This window comes from Pseudomonas vranovensis DSM 16006 (genome assembly GCF_000425805.1).
Lineage (GTDB): Bacteria > Pseudomonadota > Gammaproteobacteria > Pseudomonadales > Pseudomonadaceae > Aquipseudomonas > Aquipseudomonas vranovensis.
Map to the genome: position 1 here is coordinate 540237 of NZ_AUED01000002.1, position 13618 is coordinate 553854.

Annotated in this window: 12 protein-coding genes; 4 read left to right on the forward strand and 8 right to left on the reverse strand. The window is 62.3% G+C overall.

Annotated elements, in window-relative coordinates; genetic code table 11:
• The first annotated feature begins 115 nt into the window (after nucleotides 1-115).
• Together H621_RS0106440 and H621_RS0106445 are read left to right on the forward strand one after the other, a co-directional pair.
• Entirely contained in the window at nucleotides 116-1765 is a 1650-nt protein-coding gene (locus tag H621_RS0106440) for a GMC family oxidoreductase (protein ID WP_028942582.1), read from the forward strand.
• Nucleotides 1766-1865: 100 nt separating this feature from the next.
• A complete protein-coding gene (locus H621_RS0106445) occupies nucleotides 1866-3488 on the forward strand; it encodes an MFS transporter (RefSeq protein ID WP_028942583.1) in 1623 nt (540 codons plus the stop codon).
• A 173-nt stretch (nucleotides 3489-3661) separates the two neighbouring features.
• On the opposite strand, the gene H621_RS0106450 is transcribed toward H621_RS0106445, so the two are convergent.
• From H621_RS0106450 to glyQ, 4 genes are all read right to left on the reverse strand, one after another.
• On the reverse strand, nucleotides 3662-4432 hold the full coding sequence (locus tag H621_RS0106450; protein WP_028942584.1) for a lysophospholipid acyltransferase family protein: 771 nt from the start codon (nucleotides 4430-4432) through the stop codon (nucleotides 3662-3664).
• A 61-nt stretch (nucleotides 4433-4493) separates the two neighbouring features.
• On the reverse strand, nucleotides 4494-5027 hold the full coding sequence (gene gmhB / locus H621_RS0106455; protein WP_028942585.1) for a D-glycero-beta-D-manno-heptose 1,7-bisphosphate 7-phosphatase: 534 nt from the start codon (nucleotides 5025-5027) through the stop codon (nucleotides 4494-4496).
• Between the two features lie 3 nt (nucleotides 5028-5030).
• Entirely contained in the window at nucleotides 5031-7085 is a 2055-nt protein-coding gene (glyS, locus tag H621_RS0106460; protein ID WP_028942586.1) for a glycine--tRNA ligase subunit beta, read from the reverse strand.
• Nucleotides 7082-8029: a glycine--tRNA ligase subunit alpha gene (gene glyQ / locus H621_RS0106465; protein WP_028942587.1), complete on the reverse strand. Its 948-nt coding sequence runs from the start codon at nucleotides 8027-8029 to the stop codon at nucleotides 7082-7084. The genes glyS and glyQ overlap by 4 nt, the downstream gene beginning before the upstream one ends.
• 82 nt (nucleotides 8030-8111) lie before the next feature.
• Here glyQ and H621_RS0106470 point away from each other — a divergent pair, with 82 nt between their 5' ends.
• Together H621_RS0106470 and H621_RS0106475 are read left to right on the forward strand one after the other, a co-directional pair.
• Nucleotides 8112-8663, forward strand: coding sequence for a DNA-3-methyladenine glycosylase I (locus H621_RS0106470; protein WP_028942588.1), 552 nt, complete (start codon nucleotides 8112-8114; stop codon nucleotides 8661-8663).
• Between the two features lie 39 nt (nucleotides 8664-8702).
• Nucleotides 8703-9590, forward strand: coding sequence for a lysophospholipid acyltransferase (locus tag H621_RS0106475; RefSeq protein ID WP_028942589.1), 888 nt, complete (start codon nucleotides 8703-8705; stop codon nucleotides 9588-9590).
• Between the two features lie 61 nt (nucleotides 9591-9651).
• Here the strand turns inward: H621_RS0106475 and H621_RS0106480 are convergent, their stop codons facing one another.
• From H621_RS0106480 to fmt, 4 genes are read right to left on the reverse strand one after another with little or no spacing between them, the layout of a single operon-like run.
• Nucleotides 9652-9963 (reverse strand): tetratricopeptide repeat protein, encoded by a 312-nt coding sequence (locus tag H621_RS0106480; RefSeq protein ID WP_028942590.1) that lies wholly within the window; start codon nucleotides 9961-9963, stop codon nucleotides 9652-9654.
• An 11-nt stretch (nucleotides 9964-9974) separates the two neighbouring features.
• A complete protein-coding gene (trkA, locus tag H621_RS0106485; RefSeq protein ID WP_028942591.1) occupies nucleotides 9975-11348 on the reverse strand; it encodes a Trk system potassium transporter TrkA in 1374 nt (457 codons plus the stop codon).
• 19 nt (nucleotides 11349-11367) lie between these two features.
• Nucleotides 11368-12678 (reverse strand): 16S rRNA (cytosine(967)-C(5))-methyltransferase RsmB, encoded by a 1311-nt coding sequence (gene rsmB / locus H621_RS0106490; protein ID WP_028942592.1) that lies wholly within the window; start codon nucleotides 12676-12678, stop codon nucleotides 11368-11370.
• Nucleotides 12675-13607, reverse strand: coding sequence for a methionyl-tRNA formyltransferase (gene fmt / locus H621_RS0106495; protein WP_028942593.1), 933 nt, complete (start codon nucleotides 13605-13607; stop codon nucleotides 12675-12677). The genes rsmB and fmt overlap by 4 nt, the downstream gene beginning before the upstream one ends.
• Nucleotides 13608-13618: the final 11 nt, after the last annotated feature.

Below are 13618 nucleotides of genomic sequence, written 5' to 3' on the forward strand. Positions count from 1 at the left end.
TCACGAGACGTTGTTCTAAAACGCACAGCACTTGAGTGAAATCTAACGTTTTCATCTCGAAATTAATCAATAACATGGGTGGGGACAAGAATAATAATCAGGCGCGAGGTTGCCCATGCCATCAGCCGATCCTGTCTACGACTATGTGGTCGTGGGTGCCGGCCCAGCCGGATGCCTGCTGGCCAATCGTTTGTCCGCCGACCCGGGCTGCCGGGTGTTGCTGCTCGAAGCGGGCGGTCGCGACAACTATCCCTGGATTCACATACCGGTGGGTTACCTCTATTGCATCGGTAATCCCCGCACCGATTGGTGCTTCAAGACCGAAGCCCAGCCCGGCCTCAACGGGCGAGCCCTGGGGTATCCACGGGGCAAGGTGCTCGGTGGCTGCTCTTCCATCAACGGCATGATCTACATGCGTGGCCAGGCCGGTGACTACGACCGTTGGGCCGAGCAAGGCAATGCCGGCTGGGCCTGGAAAGATGTCTTGCCCTTGTTCAAGGCCAGTGAGAACCATTTTGGCGGGGCCAGTGAGGTCCACGGCAACGAGGGCGAGTGGCGGGTTGAACAGCAACGCTATTCCTGGGCCATTCTCGATGCCTTTCGCGAAGCCGCGGCACAGAGCGGAATCGATACCGTGGACGACTTCAATGGCGGCGATAACCAGGGCTGTGGATACTTTCAGGTCAACCAGCGTTCCGGCATTCGCTGGAACTCGGCCAAGGCATTCTTGCGGCCGGTACTCAAGCGACCCAATCTGACCGTCCTGACCGATGTGCTGGTGGATCAGGTGATCCTCGACAACGGTCGCGCTTCGGCGGTGCGGGCACGCTGGCAGGGTAACTGGCAACACTTCAGTGCCCGCCGGGAAATCATCCTGTGCGCGGGATCTGTGGGGTCGCCAGGCATCCTGCAGCGCTCGGGCATCGGCCCGCGTGGTTTGCTCGAAAGCCTGGGGATCGCCGTCCGTCATGAGTTACCCGGTGTCGGCGGCAACCTGCAAGACCACCTGCAGCTGCGCCTGATCTATCAGGTCAGCCAGGCGCGCACCCTCAATCAAGTTGCCAATAGCACCTGGGGCAAGCTGGGTATGGGCCTGCGCTACCTGTACGACCGCAGCGGCCCGCTGGCCATGGCACCCAGTCAGCTTGGGGCGTTTGTACGTTCAGGGCCAGAGCAGGCGTCAGCCAACCTCCAGTACCATGTCCAGCCGCTGTCACTGGAGCGTTTCGGCGAGCCGTTGCATCACTTTCCGGCCTTCACCGCCTCGGTGTGCAACCTGCGCCCGGCCAGCCGCGGGCGTATCGATATCCGCTCGGCCAACCCGGACGATGCCCCGCTGATCGACCCCAACTACCTCAGTGACCCTGAGGACCTGCGCGTAGCCGCCCAGGCCATCCGCATCACCCGCAAGATCGTCCAGGCCCCTGCCCTGGCCGCGTTCAGCCCGAAGGAATATTTGCCCGGGCCAGATCTGCAGAGTGAAGAGCAACTGCATGAGGCCGCCGGCCAGATCGGCACCACCATTTTTCATCCAGTGGGTACCTGCCGCATGGGCAACGGGCCACTGGGTGTGGTCGATGACCAACTGCGCGTGCATGGCGTGCCGGGGCTGCGCATCGCCGACGCCTCGATCATGCCGCAGATTGTTTCCGGCAATACCTGCTCACCCACGTTGATGATTGCCGAGAAGGCGGCGCAACTGATTACACGGGGGACGTTATCCACAACCCGAATCGACGAAGAAAGCGCAATACCGACGCCCTGACCAGGGTGCGTAGCAGTAACGACGCCGGACGCGGTCTGCCAGCGTCGACAGTGGAACAACAAGAATAATCACTGGGGCCTTCAGGCCGAGGACAGCAACGATGTCGGATTACATTCAGGAGCAGGGCGCGACGACGGCCAGCAACAGTCGGCGTGAAGAGCGCAAGATCATTTTCGCGTCATCCCTCGGGACAGTGTTCGAGTGGTATGACTTTTTTCTCTATGGGGCACTGGCGGCGGTCATCAGCAAGCAGTTCTTTGCCGGCGTGAACGACACCACTGCCTTTATCTTTGCCTTGATGGCCTTTGCCGCCGGTTTTCTGGTGCGCCCGTTCGGCGCACTGGTGTTCGGGCGCCTGGGTGACATGATCGGGCGCAAATACACCTTTCTGGTGACCATCGTGCTGATGGGCCTGTCGACCTTCGCGGTCGGCCTGCTGCCTACCTACGCCAGCATCGGTATTGCCGCGCCGATCATTCTGGTGATTCTGCGCATGCTCCAGGGGCTGGCCCTGGGTGGTGAATATGGTGGTGCGGCGACCTACGTGGCCGAGCATGCGCCACCGGGCAAGCGTGGCTTTCACACCGGTTTCATCCAGTCCACGGCCACCCTCGGTTTGTTGTTGTCACTGCTGGTCGTTCTGGGCAGCCGCTACATCAGTGGAGATCAGTTCGAAGTCTGGGGCTGGCGCCTGCCGTTCTTGCTCTCGATCGTGCTGCTGGCGATCTCGACCTGGATCCGCATGAGCATGCACGAGTCGCCTGCCTTCGTGAAAATGAAGGCCCAGGGCAAGGCAAGCAAAGCGCCGATCCGTGAGTCCTTCGGCTCGTGGGCCAACCTCAAGGTGGTGCTCACGGCGCTGTTCAGTATCAACGCGGGGCAAGCGGTCACCTTTTACACCGCGCAGTTCTACGTGCTGTTCTTCCTCACCCAGATGCTCAAGATGGACCCCGCCCAGGCCAATACGCTGTTGATCATCAGCGTGGTAATCGGTGCCCCGTTCTTCGTGTTCTTCGGCTGGTTGTCGGACCGGATCGGGCGCAAGCCGATCCTGATGCTTGGCCTGTTGTTGGCCACCCTGCTCTACTTCCCGCTGTTCAAGGCCCTGAGTCATTACGCCAACCCGCAGATCGATGCCGCCAGCCGCCAGGCACCGATCGTGGTCATGGCCGATCCACAAGGCTGCACCTTCCAGTTCGACCCGGTGGGCAAGGCGCGCTTTGACAGCCCTTGCGACAAGGTCAAGACCTTCCTGGTCAAGCAAGGCCTCCCGTACAGCTCCGAGTCGGTTGCCACTGGCAGCGAAGTGGTAGTGACGGTCGGTGACCAGCGCATCAATGGTTTCGATGAGGCGGCACTGCGTGCAGCCATCGAGAAGGCGGGCTACCCGGCCAAGGCCGATCCTGCTGCCGTCAACGAAACCATGGTGGTGGTACTGATCGTGGCGATGATCCTGATCGCGACCATGACCTATGGTCCGTTGGCGGCGGTGATGGTCGAGCTGTTCCCGACGCGCATCCGCTACACCTCGATGTCGCTGCCCTATCACATTGGTAACGGCTGGTTCGGCGGCTTCCTGCCCACGGTGTCGTTCGCCCTGGTGGTCTACACCGGCGATATCTTCTATGGGCTATGGTACCCGGTATTGATCACGGGGGTGAGCCTGGTGGTGGGGCTGTTCTGCCTGAAAGAAACCCGCGATGTGGATATCGACAAGGTCTGAGGTTTCCACGGGTACAAAAAAACCGGCGTAAGCGCCGGTTTTTTTATGCCGAGAGAAAACTTATGCACGATTTTCAGAAAACAGTCATACAGAAAAATAAGTATTTAAATTAATGGCTTAGCGAGTTTTTTGGCAAGAAATCAAAATACTGTACACACGTTATCCACAGAACGTCAGGCAACGCCTTCAGCGGTGTTTGGTGCGGCTGCCGGCAACGAACCCAGGTCGCGTTGGGTTTGCTCGTTCCAGGCGGCTGCACGGTCATTGAGGGCGGCGATAGCCCGAGGACCTGTGCCTTCGGCATACATGGGCTCGCCAATCACTACCTCGATGGTGCCAGCGCGCTTGCCCCAGCCCTGCTTGGGCCAGAACTTGCCGGCGTTGTGCGCAATTGGCAGCACCGGCAAGCCGGCATTCACAGCAAGGGCTGTACCGCCGCGGGAGAACTTGCCGATCTGGCCGAAGGGCACGCGAGTACCCTCCGGGAAGATCAACACCCAGACGCCGTCCTTGAGCAGCTTGTCGCCTTCGCTGGCGACCTGCTTGAGGGCCGCCTTGGGGTTGTCGCGGTCGATGGCAATCGGCCGCAGCATAGCCATGGCCCAGCCGAAGAACGGTACATACAGCAATTCGCGCTTGAGCACCTGGCTCAGGGGCGAGAAATAGGCGGAGAGGAAGAAGGTCTCCCAGGTGCTCTGGTGATTGGACAGAATCACGCAGGGAGTCTTGGGAATGTTCTCAGCCCCGCTGACCTTGACCTTGATGTTGAGAAACACCCGCGCCAGCACCAGTGCAAAGCGGCACCAGTAGACGTTGATGAAGCGATAGCGTGCGCTGAAAGGCAGAAACGGCGCGATGAAAAAGCTCAGGGTGCACCACAGCAGGGAGCTGGTGCCCAGCAGCAGGTAAAAAAGAAAAATTCTGATCGCCTGCAGGATCGACATAGCGGCATGTACCGTTGCGGGCTTGCCCGCCTAGTAAAAGTGCGCCTGGTTTGCAGGCGCGCTATTTGTGGATAAGTTCTCTGGCGATGGCTGCCAGATCATCGAAAATCAGCGTGTTCTCTGGAATGCCCTTGCTCAGGGTCTTCTCGCCTTTTCCGGTTTTTACCAGAATCGGTTGAGCATCGACGGCCAAAGCGGCCTCCAGGTCACCCTTACTGTCACCGACAAACCATACACCGGCCAGATCTGCCTGGTAGTGCGCGGCGATAGTGCGCAGCATGCCGGGCTTGGGTTTGCGGCAATCGCAGCCGTCATCCGGGCCATGGGGGCAATGGATAATCAGGCCGACTTCACCACCCTGCTCGGCCACCAATGCACGCAGGCGTGCATGCATGGCGTCGAGGGTGGCCAGTGGGTAGTAGCCGCGAGCGATGCCGGACTGGTTGGTGGCCACCGCCACCGTCCAGCCGGCCTTGCTCAACTGTGCAATTGCCTCGATGGAACCAGGGATCGGTATCCACTCGTCCAGCGACTTGATGTAGGCGTCGGAGTCCTGGTTGATCACACCGTCCCGATCGAGAATCAGCAGCTTCAAGACTTACCCCAGCAACGAAATGTCGGCCACGCCCAGGAACAGACCGCGCAAGCGGCTGAGCAAGGCATAACGGTTGGCCCGTACATTGGCGTCGTCGGCGTTGACCATCACCGCCTCGAAGAAGGCGTCTACCGGCTCACGTAGGGCTGCCAGGCGTGCCAGCGACTCGCTGTACTGACGGGCGGCGGCCATAGGCTGCACAGCTTGGTCGGCCTGCTGGATGGCCGAGTACAGAGAGAACTCGTTGGCATTGTCGAAGTACTTGGGCTCGACCGTGGCGGCAACCGTGCCTTCGGCCTTGCTCAGCAGGTTCGATACACGCTTGTTCACTGCTGCCAGGGCAGCCGCTTCAGGCAACTGACGGAAGGCTTGCACGGCCTGTACGCGCTGGTCGAAGTCCAGTGCAGAACCCGGCTTGAGTGCGCGCACCGACAGGTAGGTGGCAACGTCGATGCCTTCATCTTCATAACGCGCACGCAGGCGGTCAAAGACGAATTCCAGCACCTGGTCGGCCAGGCCGGCAGCTTTGACCTTGGCGCCGAACTGGGCAACGGCGAACTCCACCGCTTCGTTCAGGTTCAGGTCCAGCTGCTTCTCGATCAGGATACGCAGCACGCCCAGCGCGGCGCGGCGCAGGGCGTAGGGGTCTTTACTGCCGGTAGGCAGCATGCCGATACCGAAAATACCGACCAGGGTGTCGAGCTTGTCGGCGATGGCCACTGCCGCGCCCGTCAGGGTCGATGGCAATTCGGCACCGGCGCCGCGCGGCATGTATTGCTCGTTCAGGGCCAGGGCGACGTCTTGCGGCTCACCGTCGTTGAGGGCGTAGTAGTAGCCGGCAACGCCCTGCATTTCCGGGAACTCGCCGACCATCTCGGTGGCCAGGTCGCACTTGGACAGCAGGCCGGCACGGGAGGCGCGCTGGGCGTCGCCGCCGATGCGCTGGGCGATGAAGGCTGCCAGCTTGGCAACACGCTCGGCCTTGTCGTAGACGCTGCCCAGTTGAGCCTGGAACACCACGTTCTTGAGGCGTTCGTTGAAGGCTTCCAGCGGCTGCTTCTTGTCTTGCTTGAAGAAGAACTCGGCGTCGGTCAGACGTGGGCGTACCACCTTCTCGTTACCTTCGACGATCTGCTTCGGATCGCGGCTTTCAACGTTGGCGACGGTGATGAAGCGTGGCAGCAGCTTGCCGTCGGCATCCAGCAGGCAGAAGTACTTCTGGTTGTCCTGCATGGTGGTGATCAGTGCTTCCTGCGGCACTTCGAGGAAACGCTCTTCGAACGAGCACACCAGCGGTACCGGCCATTCGACCAAGGCGGTCACTTCATCGAGCAGTGCTGGCGGCACGATGGCGGTGCCTTCCTGCTGCATCGCCAGTTCGGCGGTACGCTTGCTGATGATTTCGCGCCGCTCGGCGAAATCTGCCAGCACATAGGCGCTGCGCAGGTCTTCGAGGTAGTTCGCCGGGGCGCTGATGCGCACGTCTTCCGGGTGATGGAAGCGGTGGCCGCGCGAGTCGCGGCCAGCCTTCTGGGCGAGGATGGTGCAGTCGATGACGTTGTCACCGAGCAGCATCACCAGCCACTGGGTCGGACGCACGAACTCTTCCTTGCGCGCACCCCAACGCATGCGTTTAGGGATCGGCAGGTCGTTGAGCGAGTCCTCGACGATGGTCGGCAACAGGCTGGCAGTCGCCTTGCCCGGAATGTGCTGGGAGAAGCGCAGCTTCGGGCCGCTCTGGTCGATTTCGTCCAGCTCGACGCCGCATTTCTTGGCAAAGCCCAGGGCCGCCTGGGTCGGGTTGCCTTCGGCGTCGAAGGCCGCCTGGCGTGGCGGGCCGTCGAGGTTGACGCTGCGGTCCGGCTGCTGGGTGTCGAGCTGACGGATCAGCACGGCCAGACGGCGGGGGGCTGCGTACACGTGCTTGGCGGTGTAGTTCAGGCCAGCGGCCTGCAGGCCTTTCTCGATACCGGCGAGGAAGGCATCACCGAGGCTGCTGAGGGCCTTGGGAGGCAGTTCTTCGGTGCCCAGTTCTACCAGGAAATCTTGAGCACTCATTGTGCAGCCTCCAGCTTGGCCAACGCTTCATCACGCAATTCAGGGGACGCCATCGGGAAGCCCAGCTTGGCGCGGGCTTGCAGGTAGCTTTGTGCCACGGCCCGGGCCAGGGTCCGTACACGCAGGATGTAACGCTGGCGCTCGGTTACCGAAATGGCGCGGCGGGCGTCCAGCAGGTTGAAGGTGTGCGAGGCCTTGAGCACCATTTCATAGGTCGGCAGCGGCAGTTCCAGTTCGATCAGGCGGTTGGCTTCGCTTTCATAGAAATCGAACAGCTCGAACAGCTTCTCGACGTTGGCGTGCTCGAAGTTGTAGGTCGACTGCTCCACTTCGTTCTGGTGGAACACGTCGCCGTAGGTCACCTTGCCGAAAGGGCCGTCGGTCCAGATCAGGTCGTAGACCGAGTCGACGCCCTGCAGGTACATGGCCAGGCGCTCCAGGCCATAGGTGATTTCACCGGTGACTGGCATGCATTCAATGCCGCCCACTTGCTGGAAGTAGGTGAACTGGGTGACTTCCATGCCGTTGAGCCAGATTTCCCAACCCAGACCCCAGGCGCCGAGGGTTGGCGATTCCCAGTTGTCTTCGACGAAGCGGATGTCATGAACCAGTGGGTCGAGGCCGATGGCCTTGAGCGAGCCCAGGTACAGTTCCTGGAAGTTCGCCGGGTTCGGCTTGAGCACCACCTGGAACTGGTAGTAGTGCTGCAGGCGGTTGGGGTTTTCACCATAACGGCCATCGGCAGGGCGACGGCTAGGCTGCACATAGGCGGCGTTCCAGGTTTCCGGGCCGACGGCGCGCAGGAAAGTGGCGGTATGGAAAGTGCCGGCGCCTACTTCCATATCGTAGGGCTGAAGTACCACACAACCTTGCTCGGCCCAGTAGTTCTGCAGGGCGAGGATCAGGTCTTGGAAGGTACGCACGGCTGGCGTAGGCTGGCTCACGAAATTCACCTGTTTCTAGGGCTGCGAATATAAAGAGCGGGAGTATAACCCGATTCGCGCAGGCCTCTACCCTTGGAGCCTTATGCCACGCTGCTTTTGGTGTACCGACGATCCGCTTTATCTGGCTTACCACGATAAGGAGTGGGGCACGCCCCAGCGCGACCCGACGCAGCTGTTCGAGATGCTGCTGCTCGAAGGCTTCCAGGCCGGGCTGTCGTGGATCACCGTGCTGAAAAAGCGCGAGCGCTACCGTCAGGTGCTGTTCGGATTCGACCCACAGCGCCTGGCGCAAATGAGCGACGAGGAAATCGAAGAGCGCATGCTCGACCCGGGCATCATCCGCAATCGCCTCAAGCTCAATGCCGCGCGGCGCAATGCCCGCGCCTGGCTTGAGCTGGAAAACCCGGGCGAATGGTTGTGGTCGTTCGTTGGCGGCTCACCGAAAATCAATCATTTCACCCAGCGCAGTGATGTGCCGGCCGTTACCGACGAAGCCAAGGCCATGAGCAAGGCCCTGCAGAAAGCCGGCTTCACCTTTGTCGGCCCGACCATCTGCTACGCCTTCATGCAGGCCACCGGCATGGTCATGGATCACACCAGCGACTGTGATCGCTACGCCGCGCTGCTGCGCTGAGGGGTACAATGGCCGGCTTGCAGAAAGAGGAACCAGCCTGTGGATAAATTCAAAGGCGCCTTGATGGTCGGGGCGTTGCGGTTGTTTGCCAAGCTCCCATGGGGTGCGGTGCAGCGGGTCGGTGCAGCGATCGGCTGGATCATGTGGAAGGTGCCGAACAGTTCGCGCAACGTGGTACGCATCAACCTGGCCAAGTGTTTTCCAGCGATGGACCCGGTAGAACGCGAAAAACTGGTGGGCCGTACCCTGATGGACATCGGCAAGTCGTTTACCGAAAGTGCCTGTGCCTGGATCTGGCCGGCCCAACGCTCGATCGACCTGGTTCGCGAAGTCGAAGGCCTGGAAGTCCTGCACGCCGCGCTGGCGTCGGGCAAGGGCGTGGTCGGCATCACCAGCCACCTGGGTAACTGGGAAGTGCTCAATCACTTCTATTGCAACCAGTGCAAACCGATCATTTTCTACCGCCCACCCAAGCTCAAGGCGGTCGATGACCTGTTGCGCGAACAGCGCGTGCAACTGGGCAACCGCGTGGCGGCATCGACCAAGGAAGGCATCCTGAGCATCATCAAGGAAGTGCGCAAAGGCGGTCAGGTGGGCATTCCCGCCGACCCCGAGCCGGCCGAGTCGGCTGGGGTCTTCGTGCCGTTCTTCGCTACCAGGGCGCTGACCAGCAAGTTCGTGCCCAACATGCTGGCGGGCGGCAAGGCGGTTGGGGTGTTCCTGCATGCCCTGCGCCTGCCGGATGGTTCCGGGTTCAAGGTGATCCTGGAAGCGGCACCCGAAGCGATGTACAGCGAAGACACCGAGACCTCGGCTGCAGCCATGAGCAAGGTGGTCGAGCGCTATGTGAGCCAGTACCCGAGCCAGTACATGTGGAGCATGAAGCGCTTCAAGAAGCGTCCGCCTGGGGAGGCGCGCTGGTATTGAAGTCGCTGTCGCGGGGCCAGCCCGCTCTTACACTGTAGGAGCGGGCTGGCCCCGCGATCACTTAACCGGCTTTATCCAGTTTCTTGAGAAACACAGTCATCTCTTTCTCGGCCTGCTTGTCACCATGAGCCTGGGCCGCCTCCAGCCCTTGCTGCCAAGCCCGCCGCGCCGCTTCCGGGTCACCGTGCAGTTGATGGGCCTTGCCCAGCAGCTTCCACGCCGCCGAATACTTCGGATCAAACTCGACGCAGCGCTGCAGGTGAACGGCGGCCTCGGCACCATTGCCTTCATCCAGCCAGGCTTTGCCCAACCCGAAGCGCAACAGGGCGTTATCCACACCCTTGGCCAGCATTTTTTCCAGTGATTCGCGCATGTCCTGCTCCTTCAGAAGAAGCTCAACCCTACATGGAACAGCTTCTCGACGTCACGGATGTACTTTTTATCCACAACGAAGAGGATCACATGGTCGCCCGCCTCGATCACGGTATCGTCGTGGGCGATAAGCACTTCTTCGTCACGAATGATCGCGCCGATGGTGGTGCCGGGCGGCAGGGCGATGTCTTCGATGGCCTTGCCGATCACCTTGCTCGATTTGGAGTCGCCGTGGGCGATGGCCTCGATGGCTTCCGCCGCGCCGCGCCGCAGCGAGTGAACGCTGACGATGTCGCCGCGGCGCACGTGGGCCAGCAAGGTGCCAATGGTCGCCAGTTGCGGGCTGATGGCGATGTCGATATCGCCGCCTTGCACCAGGTCGACATAGGCCGGGTTGTTGATGATGGTCATCACCTTGCGCGCCCCCAGGCGCTTGGCCAACAGCGAGGACATGATGTTGGCCTCGTCGTCGTTGGTCAGGGCCAGGAAGATGTCGGCCTCGGCGATGTTCTCTTCAAGCATCAGGTCGCGGTCCGAGGCGCTGCCTTGCAGGACCACGGTGCTGTCCAGGGTGTCGGAGAGGTAGCGGCAGCGGGCCGGGTTCATCTCGATGATCTTCACCTGGTAACGGCTTTCGATGGCCTCGGCCAGGCGCTCACCAATCTGCCCGCCTCCGGCGATGACCACGCGCTTGTTGGTTTCATCGATGCGGCGCAGCTCGCCCATCACTGCACGGATATGGGCCTTGGCGGCGATGAAGAAGACCTCGTCATCGGCCTCGATCACGGTGTCGCCCTGGGGCAGGATCGGCCGGTCACGGCGGAAGATTGCTGCCACCCGGGTGTCGACGTTGGGCATGTGCTCGCGGATCTGGCGCAATTGCTGGCCCACCAGCGGGCCGCCGTAGTAGGCCTTGACCGCTACCAACTGAGCCTTGCCGTCGGCGAAGTCGATCACCTGCAGGGCACCGGGGTGCTCGATGAGGCGCTTGATGTAGTGGGTCACCACCTGCTCCGGGCTGATCAGCACGTCGACCGGGATGGCTTCGTTGTCGAACAGGCCCGCACGCGTCAGGTAGGCCGACTCCCGCACCCGGGCGATCTTGGTCGGGGTGTGGAACAGGGTGTAGGCGACCTGGCAGGCGACCATGTTGGTTTCGTCGCTGTTGGTCACCGCCACCAGCATGTCGGCGTCATCGGCGCCGGCCTGGCGCAGTACGGTCGGGAACGAGGCGCGGCCCTGGACGGTACGAATGTCCAGGCGGTCGCCGAGGTCGCGCAGGCGCTCGCCATCGGTGTCGACCACGGTGATGTCGTTGGCTTCGCTGGCCAGGTGCTCGGCCAGCGTACCGCCGACCTGCCCTGCGCCCAGGATGATGATCTTCATCCGCTCTTCCCTTCTCTATTTATCCGCGCGCGGCGGCGATTTTGATCAGCTTGGCATAGTAGAAGCCGTCGTGTCCGCCTTCCTGGGCCAGCAACTGGCGGCCATGGGGCTGACGCAGGCCGGCCTGGGTCGCCAGGTCCAGCTCGCGAGCGCCGGGGGTGCGGGCGAGGAACGCCTCGATGACTTCGGTGTTTTCAGTCGGCAGGGTCGAACAGGTGGCGTAGAGCAGGATGCCGCCGACCTCCAGGGTTGGCCACAAGGCGTCGAGCAGCTCGCCCTGAAGGCTGGCCAAGGCCGGAATATCGTCGGCCTGGCGGGTCATCTTGATGTCCGGGTGACGGCGAATCACACCCGTGGCCGAGCACGGCGCATCGAGCAGGATGCGCTGGAAACCCTTGCCGTCCCACCAACTGGCGGTGTCGCGGGCGTCACAGGCAATCAGCTGGGCATCCAGCCCCAGGCGGTCGAGGTTTTCCCGCACACGGACCAGGCGCTTGGCTTCCAGGTCGATGGCAACCACAGCATCGAGACCGGCCTGGGCTTCGAGCAGGTGACAGGTCTTGCCGCCTGGGGCACAGCAGGCATCGAGCACGCGCTGGCCGGGGGCGAGATCAAGCAGGTCGGCGGCCAGTTGCGCGGCTTCGTCCTGGACGCTGATCCAGCCCTGATCGAAACCGGGCAGGCTGCGTACGTCACAGGCCTGGGCGAGCACAATGCCATCGACGCTGAACTGGCACGGCGTGGCTTCGATGCCTGCCTCGCTCAGCAGCTGCAGGTAGGCATCACGGCTGTGATGACGACGGTTGACCCGCAGGATCATCGGCGGGTGCGCGTTGTTGGCGGCACAGATGGTTTCCCATTGCTCGGGCCAGAAGGCCTTGAGCGATTTCTGCAGCCAGCGCGGGTGGGCGGTGCGCACCACTGGATCGCGTTCGAGCTCGGCGAGAATGTCGCTGCTCTCGCGTTGTGCGCGGCGCAGCACGGCATTGAGCAAGGCCTTGGCCCAGGGCTTTTTCAGCTTGTCGGCACAGCCCACGGTTTCACCCAGGGCGGCATGGGCCGGAATGCGGGTGTACAGCAGTTGATACAGGCCTACCAGCAACAGCGCCTCGACATCGGCATCGGCCTTCTTGAAGGGCTTTTGCAGCAGGCGCTCGGCCAGGGCCGACAGCCGTGGTTGCCAGCGTGCAGTGCCGAATGCCAGGTCCTGGGTCAGACCGCGGTCTCGTACGTCGACCTTGTCCAGTTGCGCAGGCAGTGAGCTGTTCAGCGATGCTTTGCCGCTCAGCACTGCCGCCAGGGCGCGGGCGGCCGCCAGACGTGGGTTCATTGGCCGAGCACCGTGCCGGTGGCGAATTTTTCGCGGCGGCTGTTGAACAGGTCGCTGAAGTTCAGCGCCTTGCCGCCGGGCAGTTGCAGGCGGGTCAGGCACAGGGCCTGTTCACCGCAGGCGACGATCAGTCCGTCCTTGCTGGCGCCGAGGATTTCGCCCGGTTGGCCCGTGCCTGTGGATAACGTGGCGGCCAGGACTTTCACGGCTTCACCGGCCAAGGTGCTGTGGCAGATCGGCCAGGGGTTGAAGGCACGGATCAGGCGCTCCAGCGCAACGGCCGGGCGGCTCCAGTCCAGGCGGGCTTCGTCCTTGTTCAGCTTGTGTGCATAGGTGGCCAGGCTGTCGTCCTGCACCTCGCCTCGCAGCGTGCCGGCGGCCAGGCCAGCAATGGCCTGCAGCACGGCGGGTGGGCCCATTTCGGCCAGGCGGTCGTGCAGGCTGCCCCCGGTATCGGTGGCGCTGATGGGCGTGGTCACCTTCAGCAGCATCGGGCCGGTGTCCAGGCCTGCTTCCATGCGCATCACGGTCACACCGCTCTCGCTGTCGCCGGCTTCGACGGCGCGCTGGATTGGCGCGGCACCGCGCCAGCGAGGCAGCAAGGAGGCGTGGCTGTTGATGCAACCCAGGCGCGGGATATCCAGGACGGCCTGCGGCAGGATCAGGCCGTAGGCGACCACCACCATGAGGTCGGGCTTGAGCGCGGCGAGTTCGGCTTGCGCCTCGGCATTGCGCAGGGTCGGCGGTTGCAGCACCTGGATGCCGTTATCCACAGCCAGTTGCTTGACGGCGCTGGGCATCAGTTTTTGCCCGCGACCGGCCGGACGATCCGGTTGGGTGTAGACCGCCACCACGTCATAGGGGCTGTCGATCAGGGCCTTGAGGTGTTCGGCGGCAAACTCTGGGGTGCCTGCGAAGACAATGCGCATGGAGTTCTCGC

What these genes read in the sequence shown, in the direction of transcription:
- fmt (WP_028942593.1), bottom strand. Translation starts at nt 13,607, where the DNA reads ATGCGCATTGTCTTCGCAGGCACCCCAGAGTTTGCCGCCGAACACCTC.
- H621_RS0106480 (WP_028942590.1), bottom strand. Translation starts at nt 9,963, where the DNA reads ATGCGCGAATCACTGGAAAAAATGCTGGCCAAGGGTGTGGATAACGCC.
- glyS (WP_028942586.1), bottom strand. Translation starts at nt 7,085, where the DNA reads ATGAGTGCTCAAGATTTCCTGGTAGAACTGGGCACCGAAGAACTGCCT.
- trkA (WP_028942591.1), bottom strand. Translation starts at nt 11,348, where the DNA reads ATGAAGATCATCATCCTGGGCGCAGGGCAGGTCGGCGGTACGCTGGCC.
- H621_RS0106470 (WP_028942588.1), top strand. Translation starts at nt 8,112, where the DNA reads ATGCCACGCTGCTTTTGGTGTACCGACGATCCGCTTTATCTGGCTTAC.
- rsmB (WP_028942592.1), bottom strand. Translation starts at nt 12,678, where the DNA reads ATGAACCCACGTCTGGCGGCCGCCCGCGCCCTGGCGGCAGTGCTGAGC.
- H621_RS0106445 (WP_028942583.1), top strand. Translation starts at nt 1,866, where the DNA reads ATGTCGGATTACATTCAGGAGCAGGGCGCGACGACGGCCAGCAACAGT.
- H621_RS0106450 (WP_028942584.1), bottom strand. Translation starts at nt 4,432, where the DNA reads ATGTCGATCCTGCAGGCGATCAGAATTTTTCTTTTTTACCTGCTGCTG.
- H621_RS0106440 (WP_028942582.1), top strand. Translation starts at nt 116, where the DNA reads ATGCCATCAGCCGATCCTGTCTACGACTATGTGGTCGTGGGTGCCGGC.